Origin of the sequence: Methylobacterium organophilum (genome assembly GCF_022533465.1) — a bacterium.
In the GTDB taxonomy this organism is placed as follows: Bacteria; Pseudomonadota; Alphaproteobacteria; order Rhizobiales; family Beijerinckiaceae; genus Methylobacterium; species Methylobacterium organophilum.
In genome coordinates, this window is record NZ_CP092848.1 from 1,322,223 (window position 1) to 1,347,347 (window position 25,125).

28 protein-coding genes are annotated in these 25,125 nt (G+C 72.1%); 16 read left to right on the plus strand and 12 right to left on the minus strand.

All coding sequences use genetic code 11. The features are described 5' to 3' along the window. Positions 1-150: 150 nt before the first annotated feature. From MMB17_RS06090 to MMB17_RS06115, 7 genes are all read left to right on the plus strand, one after another. Entirely contained in the window at positions 151-2,010 is a 1,860-nt protein-coding gene (locus MMB17_RS06090; protein WP_241101441.1) for a sensor histidine kinase, read from the plus strand. Continuing rightward, a complete protein-coding gene (locus MMB17_RS06095) occupies positions 2,007-3,347 on the plus strand; it encodes a sigma-54-dependent transcriptional regulator (protein WP_241101442.1) in 1,341 nt (446 codons plus the stop codon). Before MMB17_RS06090 ends, MMB17_RS06095 begins: the two co-directional genes overlap by 4 nt. Before the next feature lie 80 nt (positions 3,348-3,427). Continuing rightward, positions 3,428-3,715 (plus strand): ribbon-helix-helix domain-containing protein, encoded by a 288-nt coding sequence (locus MMB17_RS06100; RefSeq protein ID WP_241101443.1) that lies wholly within the window; start codon positions 3,428-3,430, stop codon positions 3,713-3,715. Between the two features lie 4 nt (positions 3,716-3,719). Then, positions 3,720-3,923 (plus strand): type II toxin-antitoxin system RelE/ParE family toxin, encoded by a 204-nt coding sequence (locus tag MMB17_RS25325; protein ID WP_338041789.1) that lies wholly within the window; start codon positions 3,720-3,722, stop codon positions 3,921-3,923. Continuing rightward, complete coding sequence (locus tag MMB17_RS25330; RefSeq protein ID WP_338041770.1) at positions 3,920-4,045, plus strand: hypothetical protein; 126 nt, start codon at positions 3,920-3,922, stop codon at positions 4,043-4,045. The genes MMB17_RS25325 and MMB17_RS25330 overlap by 4 nt, the downstream gene beginning before the upstream one ends. A gap of 75 nt (positions 4,046-4,120) precedes the next feature. Further along, positions 4,121-5,419: an RsmB/NOP family class I SAM-dependent RNA methyltransferase gene (locus MMB17_RS06110; protein WP_241102132.1), complete on the plus strand. Its 1,299-nt coding sequence runs from the start codon at positions 4,121-4,123 to the stop codon at positions 5,417-5,419. Positions 5,420-5,531: 112 nt separating this feature from the next. Next, positions 5,532-6,545, plus strand: coding sequence for an alpha/beta hydrolase (locus MMB17_RS06115; protein ID WP_241101444.1), 1,014 nt, complete (start codon positions 5,532-5,534; stop codon positions 6,543-6,545). A gap of 8 nt (positions 6,546-6,553) precedes the next feature. Here MMB17_RS06115 and MMB17_RS06120 read toward each other — a convergent pair whose 3' ends face one another. Beyond that, positions 6,554-7,435 carry an SDR family oxidoreductase gene (locus tag MMB17_RS06120; protein WP_241101445.1) on the minus strand — a complete coding sequence of 294 codons (882 nt, stop codon included), beginning with the start codon at positions 7,433-7,435 and terminating at the stop codon, positions 6,554-6,556. Positions 7,436-7,543: 108 nt separating this feature from the next. Here MMB17_RS06120 and MMB17_RS06125 point away from each other — a divergent pair, with 108 nt between their 5' ends. Continuing rightward, positions 7,544-7,960, plus strand: a complete 417-nt coding sequence (locus MMB17_RS06125; RefSeq protein ID WP_241101446.1) for a winged helix-turn-helix transcriptional regulator — start codon at positions 7,544-7,546, stop codon at positions 7,958-7,960. A gap of 143 nt (positions 7,961-8,103) precedes the next feature. Here the strand turns inward: MMB17_RS06125 and MMB17_RS06130 are convergent, their stop codons facing one another. Beyond that, on the minus strand, positions 8,104-8,331 hold the full coding sequence (locus MMB17_RS06130; RefSeq protein ID WP_241101447.1) for a hypothetical protein: 228 nt from the start codon (positions 8,329-8,331) through the stop codon (positions 8,104-8,106). A 205-nt stretch (positions 8,332-8,536) separates the two neighbouring features. On the opposite strand from MMB17_RS06130, the gene guaA reads away from it, so the two are divergent. Further along, on the plus strand, positions 8,537-10,102 hold the full coding sequence (guaA, locus tag MMB17_RS06135; protein WP_241101448.1) for a glutamine-hydrolyzing GMP synthase: 1,566 nt from the start codon (positions 8,537-8,539) through the stop codon (positions 10,100-10,102). A 10-nt stretch (positions 10,103-10,112) separates the two neighbouring features. Here guaA and hrpB read toward each other — a convergent pair whose 3' ends face one another. Continuing rightward, the gene (gene hrpB / locus MMB17_RS06140) at positions 10,113-12,608 is read right to left on the minus strand and encodes an ATP-dependent helicase HrpB (RefSeq protein WP_241102133.1); all 2,496 of its coding nucleotides are present in this window, start codon (positions 12,606-12,608) and stop codon (positions 10,113-10,115) included. Positions 12,609-12,824: 216 nt separating this feature from the next. On the opposite strand from hrpB, the gene MMB17_RS06145 reads away from it, so the two are divergent. Further along, positions 12,825-13,136, plus strand: a complete 312-nt coding sequence (locus tag MMB17_RS06145) for a hypothetical protein (RefSeq protein WP_241101449.1) — start codon at positions 12,825-12,827, stop codon at positions 13,134-13,136. Between the two features lie 84 nt (positions 13,137-13,220). Here MMB17_RS06145 and MMB17_RS06150 read toward each other — a convergent pair whose 3' ends face one another. After that, complete coding sequence (locus MMB17_RS06150; RefSeq protein WP_241101450.1) at positions 13,221-13,478, minus strand: hypothetical protein; 258 nt, start codon at positions 13,476-13,478, stop codon at positions 13,221-13,223. Between the two features lie 284 nt (positions 13,479-13,762). Here MMB17_RS06150 and MMB17_RS06155 point away from each other — a divergent pair, with 284 nt between their 5' ends. Continuing rightward, positions 13,763-15,064: an HlyC/CorC family transporter gene (locus tag MMB17_RS06155; protein ID WP_238309527.1), complete on the plus strand. Its 1,302-nt coding sequence runs from the start codon at positions 13,763-13,765 to the stop codon at positions 15,062-15,064. Here MMB17_RS06155 and MMB17_RS06160 read toward each other — a convergent pair. Further along, positions 15,061-15,483 carry an organic hydroperoxide resistance protein gene (locus MMB17_RS06160; RefSeq protein ID WP_238309526.1) on the minus strand — a complete coding sequence of 141 codons (423 nt, stop codon included), beginning with the start codon at positions 15,481-15,483 and terminating at the stop codon, positions 15,061-15,063. The two genes, MMB17_RS06155 and MMB17_RS06160, sit on opposite strands and share 4 nt — an antisense overlap. Positions 15,484-15,867: 384 nt before the next feature. Between MMB17_RS06160 and MMB17_RS06165 the strand changes: the two genes are divergently transcribed. Continuing rightward, the gene (locus MMB17_RS06165) at positions 15,868-16,341 is read left to right on the plus strand and encodes a MarR family winged helix-turn-helix transcriptional regulator (protein WP_241101451.1); all 474 of its coding nucleotides are present in this window, start codon (positions 15,868-15,870) and stop codon (positions 16,339-16,341) included. 91 nt (positions 16,342-16,432) lie between these two features. Here the strand turns inward: MMB17_RS06165 and MMB17_RS06170 are convergent, their stop codons facing one another. Further along, a complete protein-coding gene (locus MMB17_RS06170; RefSeq protein WP_241101452.1) occupies positions 16,433-16,795 on the minus strand; it encodes a c-type cytochrome in 363 nt (120 codons plus the stop codon). Between the two features lie 299 nt (positions 16,796-17,094). Between MMB17_RS06170 and MMB17_RS06175 the strand changes: the two genes are divergently transcribed. Then, positions 17,095-18,528, plus strand: a complete 1,434-nt coding sequence (locus MMB17_RS06175; RefSeq protein WP_241101453.1) for an FAD-linked oxidase C-terminal domain-containing protein — start codon at positions 17,095-17,097, stop codon at positions 18,526-18,528. A gap of 6 nt (positions 18,529-18,534) precedes the next feature. On the opposite strand, the gene MMB17_RS06180 is transcribed toward MMB17_RS06175, so the two are convergent. The 5 genes from MMB17_RS06180 to MMB17_RS06200 form a co-directional block, all read right to left on the minus strand. After that, complete coding sequence (locus MMB17_RS06180; RefSeq protein WP_241101454.1) at positions 18,535-19,341, minus strand: 23S rRNA (adenine(2030)-N(6))-methyltransferase RlmJ; 807 nt, start codon at positions 19,339-19,341, stop codon at positions 18,535-18,537. Positions 19,342-19,408: 67 nt separating this feature from the next. Next, the gene (locus MMB17_RS06185) at positions 19,409-19,849 is read right to left on the minus strand and encodes a cupin domain-containing protein (RefSeq protein ID WP_238309521.1); all 441 of its coding nucleotides are present in this window, start codon (positions 19,847-19,849) and stop codon (positions 19,409-19,411) included. Positions 19,850-19,910: 61 nt separating this feature from the next. Continuing rightward, positions 19,911-20,588, minus strand: coding sequence for a ribonuclease T2 family protein (locus tag MMB17_RS06190; RefSeq protein WP_241101455.1), 678 nt, complete (start codon positions 20,586-20,588; stop codon positions 19,911-19,913). Further along, positions 20,588-21,055: a hypothetical protein gene (locus MMB17_RS06195; RefSeq protein WP_241101456.1), complete on the minus strand. Its 468-nt coding sequence runs from the start codon at positions 21,053-21,055 to the stop codon at positions 20,588-20,590. The genes MMB17_RS06190 and MMB17_RS06195 overlap by 1 nt, the downstream gene beginning before the upstream one ends. A gap of 129 nt (positions 21,056-21,184) precedes the next feature. After that, positions 21,185-22,177: an extensin-like domain-containing protein gene (locus MMB17_RS06200; protein ID WP_241101457.1), complete on the minus strand. Its 993-nt coding sequence runs from the start codon at positions 22,175-22,177 to the stop codon at positions 21,185-21,187. A 185-nt stretch (positions 22,178-22,362) separates the two neighbouring features. On the opposite strand from MMB17_RS06200, the gene MMB17_RS06205 reads away from it, so the two are divergent. Next, positions 22,363-23,598 (plus strand): amidase, encoded by a 1,236-nt coding sequence (locus MMB17_RS06205; protein ID WP_241101458.1) that lies wholly within the window; start codon positions 22,363-22,365, stop codon positions 23,596-23,598. Between the two features lie 7 nt (positions 23,599-23,605). On the opposite strand, the gene MMB17_RS06210 is transcribed toward MMB17_RS06205, so the two are convergent. Next, positions 23,606-24,292, minus strand: coding sequence for a DsbA family protein (locus MMB17_RS06210; RefSeq protein ID WP_238309516.1), 687 nt, complete (start codon positions 24,290-24,292; stop codon positions 23,606-23,608). Between the two features lie 150 nt (positions 24,293-24,442). Here MMB17_RS06210 and MMB17_RS06215 point away from each other — a divergent pair, with 150 nt between their 5' ends. Both MMB17_RS06215 and MMB17_RS06220 read left to right on the plus strand, forming a co-directional pair. After that, entirely contained in the window at positions 24,443-24,700 is a 258-nt protein-coding gene (locus tag MMB17_RS06215) for a type II toxin-antitoxin system Phd/YefM family antitoxin (RefSeq protein ID WP_238309515.1), read from the plus strand. Then, on the plus strand, positions 24,697-25,077 hold the full coding sequence (locus MMB17_RS06220) for a type II toxin-antitoxin system VapC family toxin (RefSeq protein ID WP_241101459.1): 381 nt from the start codon (positions 24,697-24,699) through the stop codon (positions 25,075-25,077). The genes MMB17_RS06215 and MMB17_RS06220 overlap by 4 nt, the downstream gene beginning before the upstream one ends. The last annotated feature ends 48 nt before the right edge of the window (positions 25,078-25,125 follow it).

The window sequence follows — 25,125 nt, forward strand, 5'->3', positions numbered from 1 at the left end:
TGCCAGCGCCGGAGGGCCGTTAAGTTTTTGCTAACCGACTGAAATGCGTACTATTTTTCCTCATCCCCGCCCGGCTTCCGGAGCGGCCTTTGCGGGGATCCGCACGGGACGGCCGGAATCGTTCCGAGAATCCGGAACGCGGGCGCCGGCATGAGGGAGGCCGCGCGCCACGGGCTCGCCCGGCACCGTCGGGGACTCGCCCTGCTCCTCGGCCTCGCCGCGATGGCGCTCGCGGCCTGGGCCGGGGGGCGGGTGGCGGAGCATCGGGCCCTGGCCGATCTGCGCCGCGGCGCGCGCTCCGCCCTGAGCCTCCAGGTCGCCGCCCTGCGGGCGGAGATGCAGACGCAGAGCGCCCTGCCCCTGGCGCTCGCCGCCGATCCGGAGATCGCCCGGGTGGCGCGGGACGCCTCGGATCCGGCCCTCGTCGCCCAGGTCAACGGGCGGCTCGCCCAGATCGCCGAGGCGACGGGCGCGGCGGTGATCTACGTGACCCGGGCCGACGGCATGACGGTGGCCGCGAGCAACGCCGCGACCGAGCGCAGCTTCGTCGGGCGCACCTACGCCTTCCGGCCCTATTACAAGCAGGCCATGGCGGGGGGCGCGGGCTCCCAGTTCGCCCTCGGCACCGTGAGCGGACGACCGGGCTTCTATCTCGCCCGGCGCCTGCCCGAGGCCGTGGGCGTGGTGGTGGTCAAGATCGAGTTCGACGCCGTCGAGGCCGCCTGGCGGAAGGGGGGCGAGACGGTCTTCGCGGCCGATCCCCGCGGCATCGTGCTGGTGGCGAGCGATCCCGCCTGGCGCTTCATGGCCCTGCGCGGCATCGACGAGGCGGAGCGGCGGCGCATCCGTGAGGCGCTGGAATTCGGCGAGGCGCCGCTGGCGCCCCTGCCCGTCTTCCCGACCCGGGACGGCCCCGACCGGGTGCGCGTCGGCAAGGGCGCGGAGCCGGCCCGCCCCGCCCTGATGCTCGACGCGCCGATCCCCGGCACCGACTGGCGGCTCCACACCCTCACCCCCATCGCCGCCGCGGTGGAGCGCGAGCGGGCGCAGGGCCGCGTCATCGCCCTGCTCGCCACCGGCCTGTCCTGGCTCGGCCTCGCCACGCTGATCGGCCGGCGGCGGCGGATGCGGGCGCGCCTCGCCGCGGCCGCGGCCGGGCGCGAGGAACTGGAGGCCCGCGTCGCCGAGCGCACCCAGGCCCTGAGCGAGGCCAACCGGCAATTGCGCGGCGAGATCGAGGAGCGCCGCCGGGCCGAGGCCGAGCGGGAGCGCCTGGGCCGCGAGCTCGCCCAGGCCGGGCGGCTCGCGGCGCTGGGCCAGTTCGCCGCCAGTATGGCCCACGAGATCAACCAGCCGCTCGCCGCGATCCGCACCTATGCCGACAACACCGCGATCCTGGTGCGCCGGGGCCGGGTAGAGGACGCCGCCGAGAACGTCTCGGCGATCGGCCGGCTCACGGAGCGGATCGGCGCGCTGACCCGGCAATTGAAGGGCTTCGCCCGGCGCGCCTCGGGCCGGCGCGAGCCGGTGCGCCTCGCCGAGACCCTGCGCGGCAGCCTGGAGGTGGTCGGCGCCCGGGCGGCGCAGGCGGGCATCGCCCTCTCCGTGGCGGCGCCCGCCCCCGACCTCGCCGTGCTCGGCGACGGGCCGCGGCTGGAGCAGGTTCTGGTCAACCTGCTCCAGAACGCGCTGGACGCGGTCGCCGGGCGGCCGGCGCCGCAGGTGGCGCTGACGGTGGAGGAAGGGGCCGAGCGCGTCGCCGTGGCGGTGGCCGACAACGGCCCCGGCATCCCGCCGGACACCCTGGCCCAGGTCTTCGACCCGTTCTTCACCACCAAGGCGGAAGGTCTGGGCCTCGGGCTCGCCATCGCCCGCGGGATCGTGGAGGAAAGCGGCGGCACCCTCTCCGTGCGCTCGAGCCCGGAGGGCACCGTCTTCCGCATGGAACTCTCCCGCGCCCCGGCTCCGCAGGCCGCCCGCGGCGAGGCCAGCCTGGAGCCGACCCGATGAGCTTCGACCCCGCCGAGCGCATCGTCTTCGTCGACGACGAGGAGGACATGCGCCGCGCAAACCGCCAGAGCCTGGAGCTCGACGGCTTCTCCGTGGAGACCTTCGAGACGGCGGAGGCGGCGCTGGCCGGCATCCAGGCGCAGCCGCCGGGCGTCGTCGTCAGCGACGTGCGCCTGCCGGGGATGGACGGGCGCGCCCTGTTCGAGCGCCTGCGCGCCCTCGACCCGGACCTGCCGGTGATCCTCATCACCGGCCACGGCGACATCACCATGGCGGTCGCGGCCATGCGGGAAGGCGCCTACGACTTCCTGGCCAAGCCCTACCCGGCCGAGGCGCTGATGGGCTCCGTGCGCCGCGCCCTGGAGCATCGCCGCCTCGTCCTGGAGAACCGGCGCCTCAATGCCCGCCTCGACGCGGCGGTGGAGGAAGACCCGGCCTTCCTCGGCGTCTCCCCGGAGATCGTGGGCCTGCGCCGCCTCGTGCGCGACATCGCCTCGGCGGATGTCGACGTGCTGGTGCTGGGCGAGACCGGATCCGGCAAGGAGGTGGTGGCGAGCGCCCTGCACCGCTGGAGCCGGCGCGCGCAGAAGAACTTCGTCGCCATGAATTGCGGGGCGCTGCCCGACAGCGTGGTCGAGAGCGAGCTGTTCGGCCACGAGGCCGGCGCCTTCACCGGCGCCCTGAAGCGCCGGGTCGGGCGCATCGAGCACGCGCAGGGGGGCACGCTCTTCCTCGACGAGATCGAGAGCATGCCCCTCGGCCTGCAGGTGAAGCTCCTGCGCGTGCTGCAGGAGCGGGTGGTGGAGCCGCTCGGCACCAACGAGCGCCGGCCCGTCGACATGCGGGTGGTCTCCGCCACCAAGGTCGATCTCGGTCAGGAGGCCGCCGCCGGCAGCTTCCGCGACGACCTCTACCACCGGCTCAACGTGGTCACGATCGCGATCCCGCCCCTGCGGGCGCGGCGGGAGGACGTGCTGCTCCTGTTCCAGCACTTCCTCGGCCGCGCCGCCGCCCGCTTCGGGCGCGAGCCGCCGCCAATGTCGGGGGCGATCCGCAACCACCTCCTGCGCCATGCCTGGCCGGGCAACGTGCGCGAGCTCGACCATTTCGCCGAGCGCTGCGCCCTGGGCCTGGTGCCGCAGGCGGCGGTTCCGGAGGCCGGGCCGGCGCCGAGCCTGCCCGAGCAGGTCGAGCGCTTCGAGCGCGGCCTGATCCGCGAGGAGCTGATCATGGCCGGCGGCGACGTGAAACTCGCCGCCGAAGCCCTCGCGGTTCCCCGCAAGACCCTCTACGACAAGATCGCGCGCTACGGCCTGACGCCGAACGACTACCGTTAGGCGGCAGGCGGGCCCCGGCGCGCGATGCGCGGTCCCGGATTCCGTGGCACGATCGGCCCCGGGCAAGGCGAGGCGGGATCATGCGGCCGGCCGACACGATCAACGTCACCCTGGCGCCGGAGATGCTCCAGGCCGTGCGCGAGAGCGTCGAGGCGAGCGAATACGCCTCGACCAGCGAGGCCGTGAGCGACGCCCTGCCCCTGTGGCAGCACCGGCGCCGGGAGGATGGCGAGCGCCTCGCCGCCCTGCGCGCCCGCATCCGCCGCTCCCTGGACGATCCGCGGCCTCCCTTGAGCCTGAAGGAGGTCGAGGCGCGCATCGACGGGCTGCATGCCGAGACCGTGAAGGCGCACCGTGACGCCTCTTGAGGTCGTGCTCCTCGAAGAGGCGAGTGCCGATCTCCTGAATATCTATCGCTGGGTCTACGAAGCCAGCCGCGACCCGAACGTCGCCAGGCGTTTCCTCGACCGCCTTCCGGCCCGCTGCGATCGCAGCGGCGATGCTCCGCGGGGCGGCCGTCTCCGGGACGACCTCGAGCCTGGTTTGCGCCTGTCCCCTTCGAACCTTCGGCCGTGATCGCCGATCGGATCGCGACCAACCGCGTTTGCATCGCCAACGTGTTCTATGGCGGCCGGGACTTCGAGGCCCTGTATCGGGGCCGGGATCCGGAGGAGGTGCCGCCGGCCTCCGACGCGTGAGCGGGGCTTGCCTTGGGGCGGCAACGCCGCCAAAGCGGCCCCTCGCCGACTCTCAGAGCCCCCTCGGAGCTTGCCCTGACTCCCTCCGCCCGCCTCTCCGCCGCCATCGAGGTCCTCGCCGAGATCGGCGAGCGGCGCCGGCCCGCCGCCGACGCCCTCAAGGATTGGGGCCTCTCCCACCGCTTCGCCGGCTCGGGCGACCGCGCGGCCATCGCGAGCCTGGTCTATGACGGCCTGCGCCGGAAGGCCTCCGCCGCCTGGATCATGGGCGAGGAGACGCCGCGGGCCGTGCTCATCGGCATGCTGCGCCTGCAGCGGGGCCTCGCCGCCCCCACCATCGCCGGCCTGTTCGACGGCGCCCGCTTCGCCCCCGCGCCCCTGAGCGAGGCCGAGACCCGGCGCCTGAACGAGGGCACCCTCGACGATGCGCCGCCGGAGGTCGCGGGCGACGCGCCGGCCTTCGTGCTGCCCGCCCTGGAGCGGCTGTTCGGCGCGGACCTGCTGCCGGAATTGCGCGCGCTCGCCCGCCGGGCGCCCCTCGACATCCGCATCAACGCCCTGAAGATCGACCGCGAGGCGGCCCGCGTGCAGGTCGCGCATCTGGAGGCGGAGCCGACCCCGCATTCCCCCTGGGGCCTGCGGGTGCCGCTCGGCGAGGACGGGCGCGGCCCGGCCCTGCATGTCGAGCCGGAATTCCTCGACGGGCTCTACGAGATCCAGGACGAGGGCTCGCAGCTCGCGAGCCTGCTCGCCGATGCGAAGCCGGGGGAGACCTTCGTCGATCTCTGCGCGGGCGGCGGCGGCAAGACCCTGGCGCTCGCCGCGGCCACCGGCAACGGCGCGCGCCTGATCGCCACCGATTCCGATCCCCGCCGCCTCGCGCCGATCCATGAGCGCCTGCGCCGGGCCGGCGCCCAGGCCGAGATCCGCACGCCCCGCGGCGGCCGCGCCCGGGCCGACGTGCTGACGGATCTCGACGGGCAGGTCGACCGGGTGCTGGTCGATGCCCCCTGCACCGGCACGGGCACCTGGCGGCGCAATCCGGACGCGAAATGGCGCCTGCGCCCGGGCAGCCTCGCCACCCGCCTCGCCGAGCAGGCCGCGGTGCTCGACCGGGCCGCGCAGCTCGTGCGGCCGGGCGGGCGCATCGCCTATGTCACCTGCTCGCTCCTGCCGGAGGAGAATGACGGGGCCGTCGCCGGCCTCCTCGCCCGCAGCGGCGGCCGCTTCGCCGCCGAGCCGCCGGAGGCGCTGGCGCAGCGCCGTCCCGGCCTCGCCCCGGCCCTGCGCCTCACGGAGCACGGCCTGCAGATGAGCCCGGCCCGCACCGGCACGGACGGATTCTATTTCGCCGAGATCACCCGGCAGGCTTGAGGGCGTCGCGGCATCGCACCGAGCCCCGCTCAGGGATCGACCACGGCCCTGCTTCGTTCTGACGGAGGCCGCTTTGCAGGCGGCCCGGGGTGCGTGGCGGGGAAGGGCGCGGATGAAACTCGATCGCAGGGCGCTCCTGGCCGCCGCGGCGGCCAGCCTGTCGGGGCGGGAGGCTGGCGGCACCACCATGGCGCAGACGATTCCCGCGCGGGCCGAGCCGGAACGGGTGCAGCCGCTGCCGCAGGCGGCCCCCGGCTCCGATCTCGAGGTCATCGATCTCTGGCCGGGCCCGCCGCCCGGAGGCGGCGGCCCGCCCGTCACCGAATACCGCTTCGACGAGACCCTGAAGGGCATCATCACCGCCGTGAGCCGGCCCTGCCTGCTGGTGATGCGCCCGGAGCGGCCCAACGGCGCCTCCGTCGTCGTGACGGCGGGGGGCGGCTATCGCCGCATCGATATCGGCCATGAGGGCCTGCCGGTCGGGGCGTGGCTCAACAAGGCCGGCATCACCGCCTTCATCCTGGTCTACCGGCTGCCGGGTGAGGGCTGGAACGCGGGGCCGGATGCCCCCCGCCAGGACGCCCAGCGGGCGATCCGGCTGGTGCGCGGGAGCGCGGCCGATTACGGCCTCGACCCGGAGCGGATCGGCCTGCTCGGCTTCTCCGCCGGCGGCCACCTGATGGGCGAGGCCGCGGTCGGCGCCGCGGCGGATCTCTACGAGCCGGTCGACGAGGACGACACCCAATCCGCCCATGTGGCCCTGGCCGGCCTGATCTATCCCGTGATCACCCTGCGCACGCCCTTCGACCGCACCATCTCCAGCCGGCGCATGCTGATCGGCGAGGACCCGACCGAGGCGCAGCGGCGGGCCTATTCCGTCGACCTTCAGGTGACGGAGAAGACGCCGCCGGTCTTCCTCGTCCAGGCTTCCGACGATCCGATCGCGGTGACCGACCATCCGCTCCTGATGTTCGCCGCGCTCCGCAACGCCAAGGTGCCGGCGGAGCTGCATGTGTTCGAGCGCGGCGGCCACGGCTTCGGCCTCGGCGTGCCGGGCAGCCCGGTGGCCGCCTGGCCCGGCCTGTTCCTGGCCTGGATGCGGGGCCGGGGATTGCTGCGAGCCTGACGCGCCGGTCACCCCTTCAGGGCGGCGGCGATGGTGTCCGCGAAGGGCGTGGTCGGGCGGCCGATCAGGGTGCTGAGGGCGTGGCCGTCGTCATCGAGGGCGCCTTTGGCCGCCGCGGCGTCAGAGTCGGCGAGCAGGCTCGCCACGAAGTCCGGCAGGCCGGCGCCGAGCAGGGCCGCCTTGAACTCCGCCTCCGGCAGGTCGCGATAGGCGACCGGCTTGCCCGAGAGGGCCGCCACCGTCTCCGCGAACTGGGCCAGGGTATAGGCCGCGTCGCCGGCAAGCTCGTAGATGCGGGTCTGCGGCTCCGGCGCCGTCAGCACCGCGGCGGCGGCCTCGGCGTAGTCGATCCGTGCCGCGGAGGCGATGCGGCCCTCGCCGGCGCTGCCGAGAAAGACGCCATGGGCCAGGGCGGGGGGAATCGAGGCCGTGTAGTTCTCCGTGTACCAGCCGTTGCGCAGGAGCGCGTGGGGCAGGCCCGAACCCGTCACCAGGGCCTCGCTCCGGCGATGCTCCTCGGCGAGCCCGAGGGGCGAGGTGTCGGCGCGCAGCACGCTCGTATAGGCGAGGAAGCCGACCCCCGCGGCCTTGGCCGCCTCGACCACGTTGCGATGTTGGGCCACCCGCTGACCGATCTCGCTGGAGGAGATCAGCAGCAGTCGGTCGATGCCGGCGAAGGCCGCCGCCAGGGTGTCCGGCCGGGCGTAATCCGCCACGCGCACCGCGATGCCGCGGTCGCGGAAGCTCGCTGCCGCCGCGCCGGCGGGATCGCGCAGGCCGGCCACGATGCGCTCGGCGGGCACGCGCGCCAGGAGCGCGTCGATCACGAGCCGGCCGAGCTGGCCGCTGGCGCCGGTGACGAAGAGGCGGGGGGAAGACGCGTCGGACATCGGATGCTCCGTTTCAGTCTCAAAGTGGAGCATGGTATCTATATGAGACCTTCTGCCCCCGTAAGGAGGCAGCTTTTTCGCCCAAGGTTACCCCGGAGGAACCGCGCCATGTCCGAGAGCGACCGCATCGCGGACAAGTTCGCGCAATGGCAGGGCGCCGGCTTCGACGCGACCCGCTGCCCGGTCCGCGACGTGCTCGACCATCTCGGGGACAAGTGGACGACGCTGATCGTGATCGCGCTCGCCGCCGGCCCGCGCCGCTTCAACGAGATCGACCGGCTGATCCCGGACATCTCGAAGCGCATGCTGACCCAGACCCTGCGCAACCTGGAGCGGGACGGCTTCGTCACCCGGCACGTCTTCCCGACGAAGCCGCCGAGCGTCAGCTACCGGCTCGCGCCCCTGGGGCATTCGCTGCTGGGGCCCCTCGCCGCCCTGATCGACTGGGCCGAGGCGCGGCACGGCGAGATCGCGCAGGCGCGGACGCGCTACGACCGGGCGGAGGAAAGCTCCGAGGCCGCCTGAATCGTCCCCGATGCTGCGCACCATTGCAGGATTGTGCAGTGCGGAACCGAGCCCGGCTGCCGTCATTGCCCTCGCATTGCTGGCGGCCTGAGGCGTCTCAAGCGACGGGGCGGCGTCGGGGCCGCCCCGTCCGTCGTCCGGTCTCAGAAGCAGCGGCGCCGGCGTTCGATGACGGTGCGGCCGAAGGGGCCGCGGCGCTTGACGATCACGGTCTTGCAGCGCGGGCCGCGCACGACCCGGCGCTCGACGATCCGGGCCTGGCTCACGAGGCCGTCCTGGAGGGACGGGCCGGCGAACGGAAGGGCGGAGGCCGGCGCGGCCGCGCCGAGGCCTGCGAGGGCGACGACGGCACCGATGATGGCAGCTCTCATGGTCGGATGACTCCTGTCCGTTTCGAGGGACGGGCGGTCTCGCATCCACAGGTTGAATGAAGAGTTAATGGGTTGCAGGCCCGCGCCGGGCGATCCGCGGGGCGTGCGGCCCCCGACCTCGCCTCGGCCCGGCTGCGCGCGCAGACGCGTTGCGCCGCCCCGGCCCCTCGTCTAACCCGGGCCTTTGGAAGGCCCGCGTGACAGCATGACCATCGACACCTCGCACCACGACAAGATCCTGATCGTCGATTTCGGCTCCCAGGTGACCCAGCTCATCGCGCGGCGGGTGCGCGAAGAGGGCGTCTATTGCGAGATCGTGCCCTTCACCAAGGCCGAGGCCGCCTTCGACGAGCACCGGCCCAAGGGCGTGATCCTGTCGGGCGGCCCCGAATCGGTGACGACGGACCTGTCGCCGCGGGCGCCGCAGAAGATCTTCGAGGCGGGGGTGCCGGTCTTCGGCATCTGCTACGGCCAGCAGACCATGGCGGCCCAGCTCGGCGGCCAGGTCGAGGGCGGCCACCATGCCGAGTTCGGCCGGGCCGAGGTCGAGATCCTGTCGGACTCGCCCCTGTTCAAGGGCGTCTGGCAGGTCGGCGAGACATACCCGGTCTGGATGAGCCACGGCGACCGGGTGACCAAGCTGCCCGAGGGCTTCAGCACCATCGCGATGTCCCGCAACGCCCCCTTCGCGGCGGTGGCGGACGAGGCGCGCCACTACTACGCGGTGCAGTTCCACCCGGAGGTGCACCACACCCCCCATGGCGCCCTGCTGATCCGCAACTTCGTGCGCGACATTGCCGGCTGCTCCGGCGACTGGACCATGGGCGCCTATCGCGAGGAGGCCATCGCCAAGATCCGCGAGCAGGTCGGTTCCGAGAAGGTGATCTGCGGCCTGTCGGGCGGCGTCGATTCCTCCGTCGCGGCGGTGCTGATCCACGAGGCGATCGGCGACCAGCTCACCTGCGTCTTCGTCGATCACGGCCTGCTGCGCCTCGGCGAGGGCGAGGAGGTGGTCCGCCTGTTCCGCGACCACTACAACATCCCCCTGGTCCATGTTCAGGCGCAGGACCTGTTCATCGGCGCGCTCGAGGGCGTCGACGACCCGGAGGTGAAGCGCAAGACCATCGGCCGGCTGTTCATCGACGTGTTCGAGGCCGAGGCCAAGAAGATCGGCGGCGCGGCCTTCCTCGCCCAGGGCACGCTCTATCCGGACGTGATCGAGAGCGTGTCGTTCTCCGGCGGCCCCTCGGTGACGATCAAGAGCCACCACAATGTCGGCGGCCTGCCCGCGCGCATGAACATGAAGCTCGTGGAGCCCCTGCGGGAATTGTTCAAGGACGAGGTGCGGCTCCTCGGCAAGGAGCTCGGCCTTCCGGACGCCTTCGTCGGCCGTCACCCCTTCCCCGGCCCCGGCCTCGCCATCCGCTGCCCCGGCGTCATCACCCGGGAGAAGCTGGAAGCCCTGCGCAAGGCCGACGCGATCTATCTCGACGAGATCCGCCAGGCCGGGCTCTACGACACGATCTGGCAGGCCTTCGCGGTGATCCTGCCGGTGAAGACGGTGGGCGTGATGGGCGACGGGCGCACCTACGACCATGTCTGCGCGCTCCGCGCCGTCACGTCCGTCGACGGCATGACGGCGGATTTCTATCCCTTCGACATGGCCTTCCTCGGCCGGGTCGCGACCCGGATCATCAACGAGGTGAAGGGCATCAACCGGGTGACCTACGACATCACCTCGAAGCCGCCCGGCACGATCGAGTGGGAGTGAGCCGAAGCGCTCACGTCCCCCGCGGCTTGGCCCTGCGCGTCGGCGGCTCGGCGAGGGGATCCTCCGGCCAGGGGTGGCGCGGGTAGCGCCCGCGCATCTCCGCCCGCACCGCGGCCCAGGAGCCGCGCCAGAAGCCCGGCAGGTCGCGGGTGATCTGGATCGGCCGGTGGGCCGGGGAGAGCAGGTGCAGGACGAGGGGCACGCCGCCGCCGATCGCGGGATGGCGGGCGAGGCCGAACAGTTCCTGCACCCGCACCGCCAGGACCGGCTCCTCGCCGGATTCGTAATCGACCGGGATGCGTGATCCCGTCGGCACCTCGACATGGGTCGGTGCGTCCCGGTCGAGCTGCGCCCGCTTGTCCCAGGGCAGCAGGCCGTGCAGGGCCTGCACGAGATCGTCCGCCGTCACCGCGTCGAGGCCGGTGCGGCCCTCGATGGCGGGGGCGAGCCAGTCCTCGACCGAGGCGGTCAGGGCATCGTCGGACAGGTCCGGCCAGTGCCCGGGCTCGGCCCGGGCCAGGAAGCGGATGCGAGCGCGCCATTGGCGCGAGGCCGATGTCCAGGGCAGGCGCTCCAGGCCGAGCCCGGCGATGCCCCGGGCGAGCACCCGGGCGGCCTCCGCATCGGCGGGCACCGGCAGGCTGCGCTCGGCGAGCGTCACGGCGCCGAGGCGCCGGGCGGCGCGGGCGCGCAGAGCCCGGGCCTCGCGGTCGAAGACCACGCTCTCGCGCTCCGCGATCCGATCGGAGAACAGGGACTCGATCGCCGCCGGCTCGATCGCCGCGGCGGCGAGGATGCGGGCTGCCGCGGCGCTGCCGGTGATGTCGGCGACCACGATATAGGGGGCGCGGGCGAGGGGGCTCGCCGGGTCGAGGCGCCCGGCCCGCCCGTTCACCATCAGGAACTCGCCGTCCCGTCCCCGGCCGCGGGCCACCCGGTCCGGATAGGCCAGGGCCAGCAGGCTGCCCGGCCCCTCCGGCAGGCCGGCGGGCGCCGGGCCGCGGGCGAGGTCCCGCGCATGGCGCTCCGCCTCCTGCGCCCAGCGCTGGGCGAGGCGGCGCATCTCCTCGGCCCGCGGACCGCGCTCGCGCCCGGCCCGCTCCACCCGCTCGGCGAGATCGACCGCATCGCCGCCGAGGCCGCGCTCGACCAGGACGGCGGCGAGATCCGCCGCCGCCCGCGCCCGGCCGAAGCCGGCCGCCGAGAGCAGCATCCGGGCGAGGCGGGGCGGAAGCGGCAGGGCCCGCAGGGCCCGGCCCGTGGCGGTGAGCCGCCCGTCGGCGTCGAGGGCGCCGAGATCGGTCAGCATCGCCCGCGCCTCCTTCAGGGCCGGGGCGGGCGGCGGGTCGAGGAAGGCGAGCGTGGTCGGATCGGTGACGCCCCAGGCCGCACCGTCGAGGAGCAGGCCGGAGAGGTCGGCGGACAGGATCTCGGGCCGGCCGAAGGGCTCCAGGGCGCCGGTGGCCGCTTCCGCCCAGAGCCGGTAGCAGATTCCCGGCTGCGTGCGCCCGGCGCGGCCCCGGCGCTGGTCCACCGAGGCGCGGGAGGCCCGCGCCGTGACGAGGCGCGTCATCCCGATCCCCGGCTCGTAGACCGGCACTCGGGAGAGGCCGGAATCGACCACGATGCGCACGCCCTCGATGGTGAGCGAGGTCTCGGCGACGCTGGTGGCGAGCACCACCTTGCGCCGTCCCGGGGGCGCGGGGGCGACGGCCCGGTCCTGCTCGGCCCGGTCCAGGGCGCCGTAGAGCGGGGCCAGCTCCACCTCCGGCCCGACCCTGTCGGCGAGTCGCTCCACCGTGCGGCGGATCTCGCCCTGACCCGGCAGGAAGGCGAGGACGGAGCCCGGCTCGGCGCGCAACGCCCGCAGAACCGCCTCCGTCACCGCGTCCTCGATGCGCTGGTTCGGGTCGCGGTCGAGATGGCGCGTCGCGACGGGGAAGGCGCGGCCCTCGGATTCGACCACCGGCGCCTGCCCGAGAAGGCCCGCCACGCGGGCGCCGTCGAGGGTCGCCGACATCACGAGCAGGCGCAGATCGTCGCGCAAAGCGCCCTGGGCGTCCAGGGCCAGCGCCAGCCCGAGATCCGCGTCGAGGGAGCGCTCGTGGAACTCGTCGAACAACACGGCGCCGATCCCGGTGAGCTCGGGATCGTCGAGGATCATGCGGGTGAACACGCCTTCGGTCACCACCTCGATCCGGGTGCGGCCGGAGATCTTCGAGCCGAGGCGCACGCGCAGGCCCACCGTCTCGCCGACGCGCTCGCCCAGCGTCGCCGCCATGCGCTCGGCCGCGCCCCGGGCGGCGAGCCGGCGGGGCTCGAGCAGGATGATCCTGCGGCCGGCGAGCCACGGCTCGTCGAGCAGGGCGAGGGGCACGCGGGTGGTCTTGCCGGCGCCGGGCGGGGCGACGAGCACGGCGGAGGAGCCCCCGCGCAGCGCATCGCGCAACCGCGGCAGGGCGGCTTCGATCGGCAAGTCGGATCTGTCGGAGGCCGTCTCGATCATGCGGCGCTGGTGGCCCGGATGCGCGGCGCAGGCAACCGGCAATCGCCCGTCACCGGCTCTCCACGCGCCGTGGGAGAACACGCCGGCAAACGAATGGAAATCCCTCGCGGGTCGAGGTTTTTTCTTGATGAGATCCGGATTTTTCCGAGGAACGACTCTGTCTCGGCCGACTTAAGCGCAGGACGTGCGAACGGCACTTCGAGAGAGACTGAACAGATGCGCAAAGCCCTCACCCTCGCCGCCGGCCTCGTGCTGGGCAGCCTCGTCGGCCCGTTCTCGGCCTCCGCCGCGCCGGCCATGCCTCAGCCGGGCGTCGTCGCCGGTGAGACGCTGGCCACGAGCGTGCGTCACCGCGCTTGGCACCATCACCATCATCGCCATGGCTGGCACCACCACCGCACCACCAAGGCCGAGCGCATGGCCCGCCGCCGCAACACCCACCTGCACGGCAACCCCAACGCCCGGAACCCGGAGCGCCCCGGCTACCAGCAGCAGCTCGGCAACACCACGAACGGCCCGCGCTACTGATCGCGGCGTTCGCGACGAGAAAAGAGAAACCCGCCGGATTGCCCTCCGGCGGGTTTCTTCGTGGAGAGGGCACGGGCGGGCCCGTCAGGGATGGGCGGCGGTGCGCACGGGCGCCTCGGCGGCATCGAGCACGGCGCGGCAGCCGGCGCTGATCTCCGCCCGCTTGCTCTTGAGGCAGGCGGTGATCCGCGTGGCGTTCGGGATGTCCCCGGCGCAATGCCTGAGCACGTCGGGGGCGCAGGCGGCCCGCTGGGCGCTGGTGACCTGAGCACCGGTGACCTGGGCGAAAGCGGCGGGAGCGGAGAGCGCGAGCACGAGGGCAGCAAGCGGCAGGCGGGGCACGATGAGGTCCTTTCGGGTCGATCCCGGGACCGGCTTTCGTCCGATCCGCTGACCGTCATCTTGCCGAGGACTGCTCCGATCGCGGTGCGGGCCGGCACGCGGAGCGGGACTGTTTCGCTAAGCCTGACGGGATCGCGCCTGACCTTGCCGTGTTCTTGTGCGGATCGGCACGGAACCCGGCTCCGGGCCGGCTCGGGTTGCGCTGCGCGCGCCGTGTCGCGAGGCGGCCGCTGCTGATAAGCTTGCGCCCGAGAAAACCGGCTCCTCTGGCGTCTCATCCATCCATGGACCACACCGAAATCTGGCTCGCGGCGAGCATCGTCGCGATCTCCCTGCTGCTCTCGGCCTTCTTCGCCGGTGCGGAGACGGCCTTCACCGCCGCCTCCCGGGCGCGGATGCTGGCGCTGGAGACCGCCGGCCATCGCCGCGCGGGCATCGTCAACCGCATCCTGGCGGCCCGCGAGCGCTTCATCGGCGCCATGCTGATCGGCTACAACGTGGTCGCCATCGGCGCCTCGTCCTTCATGGCGAGCGTGCTCAGCGCGCTGTTCGGCAAGAGCGGCGTGCTCTACGCCACGGCGACCATGTCGGTGCTGGTGATCGTCTTCGCCGAGGTTCTGCCGAAGACGCTGGCGATCAACAACGCCGACCGCTTCGCCCTGCTCACCGCCCGGCCCGTGGCCTTCGCCGTGGGGCTGCTCGCCCCCTTCGCCCTGGCCGTGGAGCGGCTGGTGCGGCTGCTGCTGCGGCCCTTCGGCGTCTCGATCGACGCCCATCAGTCGATCCTGTCCGCGCAGGACGAGATCCGCGGGCAGCTCGCCCTGCTGCACCGGGAGGGCGGCGTCGAGAAGGCCGATCGCGACATGCTCGGTGGCCTGCTCGACCTGAAGGAGCTCACCGTCTCCGAGGTGATGGTCCACCGCACCCGGATGCGGGCCATCGACGCCGACCTGCCCTCGCAGGACATCGTGCGCGAGGTGCTGGCCTCGCCCTATACGCGGATGCCCCTGTGGCGGGAGAGCCCGGAGAACATCGTCGGCGTGCTCCATGCGAAGGACCTGCTGCGGGCGCTCGACGCCGCGGGCGGGGACGCCTCCGGCCTGAAGGTGGAGGCCCTGGCGCTGGAGACTTGGTTCGTGCCCGCCACGACCTCCCTGCGCGACCAGCTCAAGGCCTTCCTCGCGCGCAAGACGCATTTCGCCCTGGTCGTCGACGAGTACGGCGAGGTGATGGGGCTGGTGACCCTGGAGGACATCCTGGAGGAGATCGTCGGCGACATCGCCGACGAGCATGACGTCTCGGTCTCCGGCGTGCGCGTGCTGCCCGACGGCTCGGTCAACGCCGATGGCGGCGTGCCGATCCGCGATCTCAACCGGGCGATGGACTGGAATCTGCCCGACGACGAGGCCACGACCGTGGCCGGCCTCGTCATCCACGAGGCGCGGGCGATCCCCGATACGGGGACCGCCTTCAACTTCCACGGCTTCCGGTTCCAGGTGCTGCGCAAGGCCCGCAACCGGATCACCGCCCTGCGGATCACGCCGCTCGCCCCCCAGCGCAAGCCGGAGGGCCCGAGCGAGCGTTAGGCGACGGAGATGTCGACCTGGATGTTGCCGCGGGTGGCGTGGGAATAGGGGCAGACCACGTCGGCGCGGCGGACGAGATCCTCGGCCTTGGCGCGCTCGATCCCCGGCAGGCTGACCTTCAGCGCCACGGTGATGCCGAAGCCCTGCCCGTCGTCGCGCTTGCCGATGCCGACCGAGGAATCGATCCGGGCCTCGTCCGGGATGCGGACCTTGTCCTGGCCGGCCACGAACTTCACCGCGCCGAGGAAGCAGGCGGCGTAGCCGGCCGCGAAGAGCTGCTCGGGATTGGTGCCGGCGCCGCCGGCGCCGCCGAGCTCCTTCGGGGTCGACAGGCCGACCGTGAGCTTCTCGTCGCTGCTCGCGGCGGAGCCCTCGCGGCCGCCGGTGGCATGGGCCTGGGCGGTGTAGAGAACCTGCATGTGTCGTCTCCTTCGTTCGGGCGCAGAAATAGATTGCGCGCAACCGATGGGGCGCTTCTACAGGACGCTGAATTGCGCGCAAGGTTTTTTGCGGGCGCGGGGCGGACCCCTGCGCTGGGTGCGGATCCCTTCGACGGCGCCGGGGCTTAACTCGATTGTGCACACGCGAATTTTGGTCTACTACTCCGCTCTCGGGGTTCCCGATCAGCGTTTCTTCACCGCTTCCACGGCGGTGGGTCGCGCGACGTCGAGACGCTTGATATGGAACCTGCTGCCTCGCCGCACAGGCTGGGGCAAACCGGGCCAGCCCGGTGACCATCCACGCCGTACCGGGCCGGCCTGCCGCTTGATCGAGAGCGCGGGTGCGCCATGAGGACAATGCGAATGAGCAAGCCGGGCCGCGACGACCCGCAGCTTCTGGACAACCAGCTCTGCTTCGCCGTCTATGCCGCAGCGCATGCCTTCGGGCGCGCCTACCGCACCTTGCTCACCCATCACGGCCTGACCTACCCGCAATACCTCGTCCTGCTGGTGCTCTGGGAAGAGGAGGGCCTGACGGTCAAGGAGATCGGCAACCGGCTCTTCCTCGATTCCGGTACGCTGACGCCGCTTTTGAAGCGGCTCGAGGCGTCCGGCCATGTCCGCCGGGCCCGTGACCGGGCCGACGAGCGGCAGGTGAGCATCTTCCTCACGACCAAGGGCCGTGGCCTGCAGGACAAGATGACCTGCCTGCCGGATACGGTCGGCGGCATGACCGGCCTTCCCGTCGACCAGCGGCGCGACCTGCTCGCGCTCCTCGCCAATGTCCGGGACGACCTGCACGCCCGCACCGTCGAAGTCGGCGTCGAGGCGGTCTGACGCCGCGCCCCGGGAGCGGGACAGGCTCCCTCGAAACGAGAAAGCCGCTCCGAAGAGCGGCTTCCGTGTTCTGCGTCGCGGATCGAAAGGATCAGGACTTCGTCTTGAGATAGGCGATGATGTCCTGGACCTTCTTCTCGTCCTTGATGCCCGGGAAGACCATCTTGGTGCCGGGGACCTTCTTCTTCGGGTCCGTGATCCACTCCTTGAGGTTGGCCTCGTCCCAGGTGATGCCGGACTTCTTCAGAGCGTCGGAGAAGTTGTAGCCGTCGGCACCTTCGCCAGCCTTCGAGCCGACGACGCCCTTCAGGGTCGGGCCGACGCCGTTCTTCTCGAAGTTGTGACAAGCCTTGCAGGGGGCGAAGGCCTTCTCGCCGGCGGCGGCATCGCCCTCGGCCTGGGCGGCGACGGGCAGGAGCACCGCGAAAGCGGCGCCGAGGATCAGGTGACGCATCGTTATTTTCCTCCTTGGGTGCGGCCGGAGCCGCCCGGCTCATGGCAGAGCTTTTCGCTTTAGAACAGATAAAGATTGTGAATGCCACCCCGGCATTTAGGGCGCGCGGAGGGAAGGGAAGCCTTCACGCCGCGTTTCCGTCCCATCCTCCCCTGCGTCCCCGCGGGCCCGGTGCAAGGCAGGCCCGCTTGCCTTAGGATGCGGGAGAACCCGCCCCGTTCCTGAGCATCGCCCAGGCCGGCTGAAGCGGGGCTGAAGAAACCGGATGCGCCCCGGGAGGCGCTTCACAGGAGACGCCGATGTCGATCGCCTTCCCCCTGCCCGACGCGGCCGTCGTCGCCCGCCGCGACGCCATCATCGAGGGCCTGCGGGGGCTGGTCGCTCCGGAGGCGCTGGTGGTGAGCGAGGACGAGCGCCGCGCCTTCGAGACGGACGGGCTCACCGCCTACCGCAAGATGCCGCTGGCGGTGGTCCTGCCCTCGACCACGCAGGAGGTCTCCGCGGTGATGGCCTTCTGCCACGAGAACGGGGTGCGCGTGGTCGCCCGCGGCGCCGGCACCTCCCTGGCCGGCGGGGCGATCGCCCAGGAGGACGCGATCATCCTCGGCGTCGGCAAGATGACCCGGGTCATCGACATCGACTTCGCCAACCGCACGGCCCGGGTCGAGGCCGGCATCACCAACCTCGCGATCTCCGGCGCGGTCAGCCACGAGGGCTTCTTCTACGCCCCCGACCCGTCGAGCCAGCTCGCCTGCACCATCGCCGGCAACATCGCCATGAATTCCGGCGGGGCGCATTGCCTGAAATACGGCGTGACCACCAACAACCTCCTCGGCGTGACGCTGGTGGCCCATGACGGCACGGTGATGGAGATCGGCGGCGACCATCTCGACAGCCCCGGCTACGACCTGCTCGGCCTCATCTGCGGCTCGGAGGGCCAGCTCGGCATCGTCACCGAGGCGACGGTGCGCATCCTGCGCGCGGCCGAGGGCGCCCGGCCCATGCTCGTCGGCTTCTCCTCGGTGGAGGATGCGGGCGCCTGCACCGCGGCGATCATCGCGGCGGGCATCATCCCGGTGGCGATCGAGTACATGGACAACGAGGCGATCCGCATCACCGACGATTTCGCCAAGGCCGGCTACCCCCTCGATGCCGCCGCGATGCTGATCATCGAGGTCGAGGGCTCGGATGCGGAATGCGAGGACATGCTCGCCCGCATCGTCGCCATCGCCCGGCAATTCCAGGTCTCTTCCCTGCGGGTCTCGACCTCGGAGGCGGAATCCGCGGCGATCTGGAAAGGCCGCAAATCGGCCTTCGGCGCCACGGGCCGGATCTCCGACTACATCTGCATGGACGGCACCATCCCCACGGGCCAGCTCGGCGGGGTGCTGGAGCGGATCGGCGCGATCTGCTCCGAGCAGGGCCTGCGGGTCGCCAACGTGTTCCATGCCGGCGACGGCAACCTGCACCCGCTGATCCTGTTCGACATCAACACGCCGGGCGAGCTGCAGAAGGCCGAGGCCGCGGGCGATGCGATCCTCAAGCTCTGCGTCGAGGTCGGCGGCTGCCTCACCGGTGAGCACGGGGTCGGCATCGAGAAGCGCGAGCTGATGCGCTTCCAGTACGACCAGGTCGATCTGGAGCAGCAGATGCGGGTGAAGAGCGTGTTCGACCCCGCCTGGCTGCTCAACCCGGCCAAGGTGTTCCCGCTGGAGGGGCGGATCGCGGTCTGAGCGGCCTCACGCCTCCGGCCCGAGGCCCTCGCAGCGGAAGGCGCCGTAATCCCCCTGCGCCAGCCGCCCGGCCAGGGCCGGCAGGAAGGCTTCGGCTTCCTGGCGCAGGGTCCAGGGCGGATTGATCACGATCAGGCCCGTGCCGGAGAGACGGCTCGGGTCGTCGGGCCGGGCGATCATCAGGTCGAGGCGCAGGGCGGGGCGGGCGAGCCCTGCATCGAGCCGCGCCGCCATGCGGTCGATCGCGGCGACCTCCTTGATCGGGTACCAGCCGAGATAGGTGCCGGTCGGCCATTTCCACGCGGCCCTGAGCAGCTGCTCCCCGAGGCGGTCGATCTCGCCGCGCACCTCGTAGGGCGGGTCGATCAGCACGAGGCCGCGCCGCTCCGGCGGCGGGATCAGGGCGTTGAGGGCGGTCCAGCCGTCGAGATGCATCACCTTGGTGCGGGAATCGCTGCGGAAGCGCTCCGCCAGGGTCTCGGCATCGACGGGATGCAGCTCGACGAAGACGCCCTTGTCGCCCGCGCGCAGGAATTCCCGGATCAGGGCCGGCGAGCCGGGATAGGTCGTGGCGCCGTGGCGGGCGCGGGTGGCGGCGACCGCCGCCCGGTAGGGCGCGAGCAGGGCTTCGACCTCCGGCGGGAACGGCGCGTCGAGCCGGCCCCAGCCCTCGTGCCATTCGCCCGTGCGTCCGGCCTCCTCGGCCTCGAGATCGTAGACTCCGAGCCCGGCATGGGTGTCGATCGCCCGGAACGGCTTGTCCTTGGCCAGGAGGTGCACGAGCACCCGGGTCAGGACGAGGTGCTTGAGCACGTCGGCGAAATTGCCGGCGTGGAAGGCGTGGCGGTAATTCAGGGTCGAGAACCTTTCAGGGCCTGGCTCAGGGCATGTCCGCCTTCGCGCCGGCGAAGACGTCCGCATGCACGCCGTCCAGCTCGGGCATCAGCACGACGCTCTCCTGCTCGTTCGGATCGGTGCGGGCGATCACCGCGATGCAGGGCGCCTCGGCGCTCGGGTTGTAGGGCAGGTGTGGCACCCCGGCCGGGATGTAGAAGAAGTCGCCCGGGCGCACCACCGCGTGCTCCTCGAGCCCCTCGCCGTACCAGCAGCCCGAGACGCCGCTGAGCGCGTAGATCGCGGTCTCGTGGGCCTCGTGCCGGTGGGCCTTCGCCTTGGCGAGGGGCGGGATGGTGACGAGCTGGAGATGAAGGCCCTTGGCGCCGACGCTCTCCGCCGAGATGCCGACCGCGTAGTCGAGGCCCTGCTTGCCGGTGAAGGATGCGCCGGCCTGGACGAGGCGGCAGGTCGGTTTCTCCGCCATGGCGGCCCCTCCGAAGGACGTCTCGCGCCAGGATAGCGGTGCCCGGCGGCGGCTGAAAGGATCAGCGCGCCGCCTCGATCGCGACCTCGCCGACGCGGCAATTCTGCCGGGCCACCTCCGGGCAGGGGGTGAAGCCGCGCAGGTCCTTCGTGAAGCAGATGCGCACCTCCTGCAGCTGCCCGCGGCGGCAGGTGACGGACATCATGTCCGGGCGCAGGCCCTTGTTGGCCATGACGAAGTCGCGGGCGATCTCGATCGGCGCGGCCCGCCGGTCGGCCGCGGGCTTCACATAGGCGTCGGGGATCGTCACCGCCTCCCGGGCGGCGCGGGCCGCGCGGAAATAGGCGGCCGGGTCGAGGCCCGAGCAGGTGCCGTGGGTGCGCCATTCGTGCCGGGCGAGGCCCTCGCTCGGATAGATCCGGCCCGCCTCCTCCATCGCCTGCCGGGTGACCGGCCGCTGCACGGTGGAGCATTCGGAGGGGTAGCCGCGCTCGTATTGCGGCCAGAGCCCATGCACCACGAAGCCGAGGCCGCGGCCCGGGGCGCATTGCCCGTCGCGGTCCCGCCGGCTGCCCTCATCCTCGCAATAGGTCGGAGACCAGGACAGGGCGAGGACGTAGAAGTCGAAGACGCCGGGCTCGCCGCCGCGGCGGAAGCCCCCGTAATCCTGGGCCTGCGCGGCGCCGTCCGTCAGCGCCAGAACCGCGGCGAAGGCGAGGGCGACGCAGGCCGCGCGCATCAGGGCCGGGCCATCCGGCAGGCGGTGGCGTAGGCGTAGGACAGGTTGCGGTCGAGGCCGTGCACGCAGAAATCGATGCCCCAGCTCGCGCCGATCAGGCCGGTGCTCTCGCGGACCGAATAGTCGATCTTGCGGCGCAGGCCGTCCGAGGTGGTCGCGACCGCGGTGCAGAAGCGGCGGGGGATGAAGTCGACGCCGTAGGGCCGCCAGGCCGTGCGCTCGATGTGATCGTAGGCGACGATCGTCATCGAGGAATTCCAGTACTGCTCCTCCTTCTCGGCGAACTGGCTCGAGACCGTCTCCAGCACCGAGGGATCCTGGCAGCCGGGAATGTTCGCGTCGTAGGGGAAGGTCTGCTCCTCGGCGGGAGAGATCTCCTCGCGGGCCGAGCGGGCCTGGGCCGGGAGCACCGTGCTTGCGGCGAACAGGCCGAGCACCAGGGCGGCGAGAGTGGGATTCGGGCGCATCCGATGCGGCTCCGCTGCTTCATGACCGTGACAGCGGACGATGCCGGGCCTGGACCCCAAGTCAAGCTTGTGCCCGCCCCCGCCCTCGCTTTTGCGGGCGAGCGGGGCGTGGCGGGCACAGGCGCGAGGTCAGTAGATCGGATCGGTGGCGGGCAGCGGGGCCGAGAGCGGCAGGGGCTCGGCATAGCCCGGCGCCGCGTCGTAGGGGGCCGCGGCCATTCGGGGGGCCGGGGGGCGGGCCGGGCGCATCGCCGGCGCGGCGGTGTAGGCGGAGGGCGCCGCCGGGGCACGGGCGATGCGGCTGCCGCTCTCGCGGGCGGAGGTCGGGTGGAGGCCGTAGGGATCGTCCTCCTCCACGTCGACCGGGGCCTGGGGCGGGGCGGCCTCGCGGGGCATCGGCCGCGGCGTGGCCGGCATGCGGGCGACGGCATCGGGGCCGACCTGGGGCTCGAATTTCAGGAGCGGCTTGCAGATCCGGCGGGTGCCGCGGGGATCGTGTCGGGCGAGGTCCACGTGGATGTGGTCGTAGTGGAACACGTTCGAGCCCGGCCCGAGCACCGTGGAGAAGCGGGCGCAGGCGCCCACGAAGACCTCGCGCAGGAAGGCCTGCTCGGCCTCCGTGCCGCGCCAGCCGCCCTTGACGGTGATGACGTGGCCGTCGGCCAGGGTGAAGGACATCACGTCGACGGCGTTGCCGAAGGAATGCTCCGAGAGCTTGGCGCCGACCTGGTTGTTGCGGCCGCGGCAGGCATAGGTGCCGGCATTCATCTCGACCACGGGCTGGCCGAAATAGAGGTTGGCGGCGGGCTGGATCGTGTCCGCGAGCCAGGCCTCCGTCTCGGCCACGGCGGGGCAGCCCAGGGTCATGCGCTGCTTGAGCGCCACGGTGCCGTCGCCGAGCCGGGTGATGCGGAAGGGCTGCAGCATGCCGCAGGGGCCGGGTCCGTCGATCTCCTTGCCGGGGGCGACATAGGCCGTGGGCTGCACGAGCTTGCGCGACAGGCACATCTGCTCGGCCTGATCGCGCCAGGGCTCGCGCTGCTCGAACCGGTTGATGGCGCAGCCGGTGAGGCCGGCGCCGAAGAGCGCGAGGCCGAGGAACACGAGGACGCGACGCAACATGGTCGCGACGATGCGCGGGGTTGCGTAAACACCCCGCTAACGCTGTCGGGGGCGCCGGCCTCTTGTCCACAGGGTGGGGAACGGTTCGGATGGGCGCGAAGAGGAAAGCGAAACTTTCTCCCGGCCCCGGTCCGCGCCGGCCGACCCCGCTGGACCCCTCATCTTTTTCCTCATAGGAAAAATTCATGGTTTCTCTGATCGAGCTGCAGCGCGGCATCGCCGATGGATCCCTGACCCCGCAGGCGGCCATCGCTGCGGCCCGGGCGCGGATCGCCGAGCGGGACCCGGCGCTCCGCGCGATCCTACGGGTCGACCCCGATCCCGTGATCCCGTCGACGGGGCCGCTCGCCGGCATCGCGGTCGGCGTGAAGGACATCATCGACACCGCCTCCATGGCGACCGAGATGGGCTCCTCGATCTATGCGGGCTGGCGCCCGAAGGCGGATGCTGCGATCGTGAGCCGGCTCAAGACGCTCGGCGCCGTGCCCCTGGCCAAGACCGCGACCACGGCCTTCGCCGGGCTCGACCCCTGCGCTACGGTGAATCCGCACGACGCGGCGCGGACGCCGGGCGGCTCCTCCTCCGGTTCGGCGGCGGCGGTGGCCGCGGGCCTGCTGCCCCTGGCGCTGGGCACCCAGACCGGCGGCTCGGTGATCCGCCCGGCCGGCTTCTGCGGGGTCGCGGCGATCAAGCCCTCCTTCCGGTTGCTGCCGACGGTGGGCGTCAAGACCTTCTCCTGGGCGCTCGACACGGTCGGCCTGTTCGGCGCCGGCATCGCCGACATCGCCCGGGCCCTCGCCCTCATCGCCGACCGGCCGGGGATCGATCTCGGCGCGGGCGCGCCCGGCGCAATGCGGATCGGCCTGTGCCGCCAGGATTTCGCGGGCGAGGCCGATCCCGACGCCGAGGCCGCCCTCGCCCAGGCGGCCCGAGCGGCCGAGCGGGCCGGCGCGACCGTCACCGACCTCGTCCTGCCGGAGCCTTTCGCCGCCGCCTGGGCCAAGCACCCAGTCGTTCAGGATTACGAGGCGCGCCAGGCGCTGGCCTGGGAATACGCGACCCATCGCGACGCCCTGCCCCCGGTAGTGCGGGGCGTGCTCGACCGGGCGCAGGCTCTGACCGCGGCGGAATACGACGAGGGACGGCGCACCGCCCACCATGCCCGCCGCGCCCTCAAGGAGCTGTTCGGCGCCTATGACGCCATCCTGACCTATGCGACGGTCGGGCGGGCGCCCGCCATCGCGACGACCGGCGATCCGCGCTTCAACCGGCTCTGGACCCTGATGGGCGTGCCCTGCGTCAACGTCCCCGTCCCCGGCGAAGGCCTGCCGCTCGGTGTGCAGGTGATCGCCCGCTTCGGCGACGACGGGCGGGCGCTCGCCGTCGCGCGGATGATCGAGGACGCTCTGGCGCGGGCTTAGCCCGAAATCAGCCGCAGGCGATCTGGTCGCAGCGGCGCATGGCGGCGATCATCCGGGCCAGCGACTTCGCGCCCGGATGGCCGAGGATGCCGACATTGCCGAGCACGTAGGAGGGCGTTGCCGAGAGCCCGAGATTGGCCGCGACATGCATCTGCGCCCGCAGGGCCGTGCCGACCTCCGGGCTGTCGCCGATCGTCTCGAGCTCGGCCCGCGACACGCCGGATTTCGCGGCCACCTCGAGGGCCTTCAGGCCGTCGATCTTGCCCGGCGTGCCGAGCAGCTCCGCATAGACCTTGAAGGCGGCGGCCGAGCCGAGCTTCTTCTGCACGGCGAGCGCCACCTTGGCGGCCTGGGCCGACATCGGCGACAGGATCGGGTTGTTGACGAGGCCGATGCGCAGGGCCGGGTCGCTCTCGACCAGCGCGCCGATATCGGCCGCCGCCTTCCGGCAATAGGGGCAGTTGTAGTCGAAGAACTCGTAGAGGGTGACCTCGGCGTCGCGGGGACCGATGAAGGTCACGCCGCGCAGCTCCTCGATCTGCCCGGTGATCTCCCCGGGCAGCCGCATGTTGGCGACCGGCCGGCCCTCGTCGTTCTCGACCTTGAAAGACTGGCCGTAGCTCTGCGCGGCGGCCGGACCGGCGGCGGCGAGCGCGAGGGAGGCGGCGAGGAAGCGGCGGCGGTCGAGGGACATCGGCAACGGACCGGCAAGACGAGGAAGCGGGGCCGAGGATAGGGACAAGAATGGTTTAAGTTCGACTTCCAGGGCCGCTCCCGTGAGGCGCTTGCGGCGGACCATTCAATGGTCCAAATCTGCCTTTGGGGTGGAGCACAGGGTCGGACGATGCAGGTCTCCGTGACGGATGCGAAAGGACAACTGACCGATCTCGTTCGGCGCGCCGAAGCGGGTGAGGAGATCATTTTGACGCGGCATGGGCATCCTGCCGTCCGTCTGACTCCGGTCATCCCCCTGCCGGATCGCCACGCGCGCCGGGCCCTTCTCAGCGCCGTCAGGCAGAGCGCCGCCGGGAAGGCGCTGGACGGACCGAGCGCGGACCGCAGCCAGGACTTCCTTTACGGCGATGACGGCCTGCCGACATGATCGTGGTCGACACGTCGGCCTTGATGGCGATCCTCCTCGGCGACGCGGAGGCGGATCGATGCGCTGCCGTTCTGGAAGCGGAGGATCGGGTCTTCCTCTCGTCCGGAACGATGGCTGAAGCCCTGATCGTGGCTGCGCGGCGAAACCTCGGCGACGAGATGAAGCGACTGATCGACGGCCTCGGCTTCGAGATCGTCAGTGTGACCGCCGCGACCGCGGTGGGCGTGGGCCAAGCCTATGAACGCTGGGGCAAGGGCGTCCATCCGGCTGCGCTGAACTTCGGCGACTGCTTCGCCTACGCCCTGGCCAGGGAGAAGGGCTGCCCCCTCCTCTCTGTCGGCGATGATTTCACGCAGACCGATCTCGATCGCGCATAGCGCCGCTTCAGCACGGCGTCCGGGCGGGACCGCCCGGACGCCGTGCTG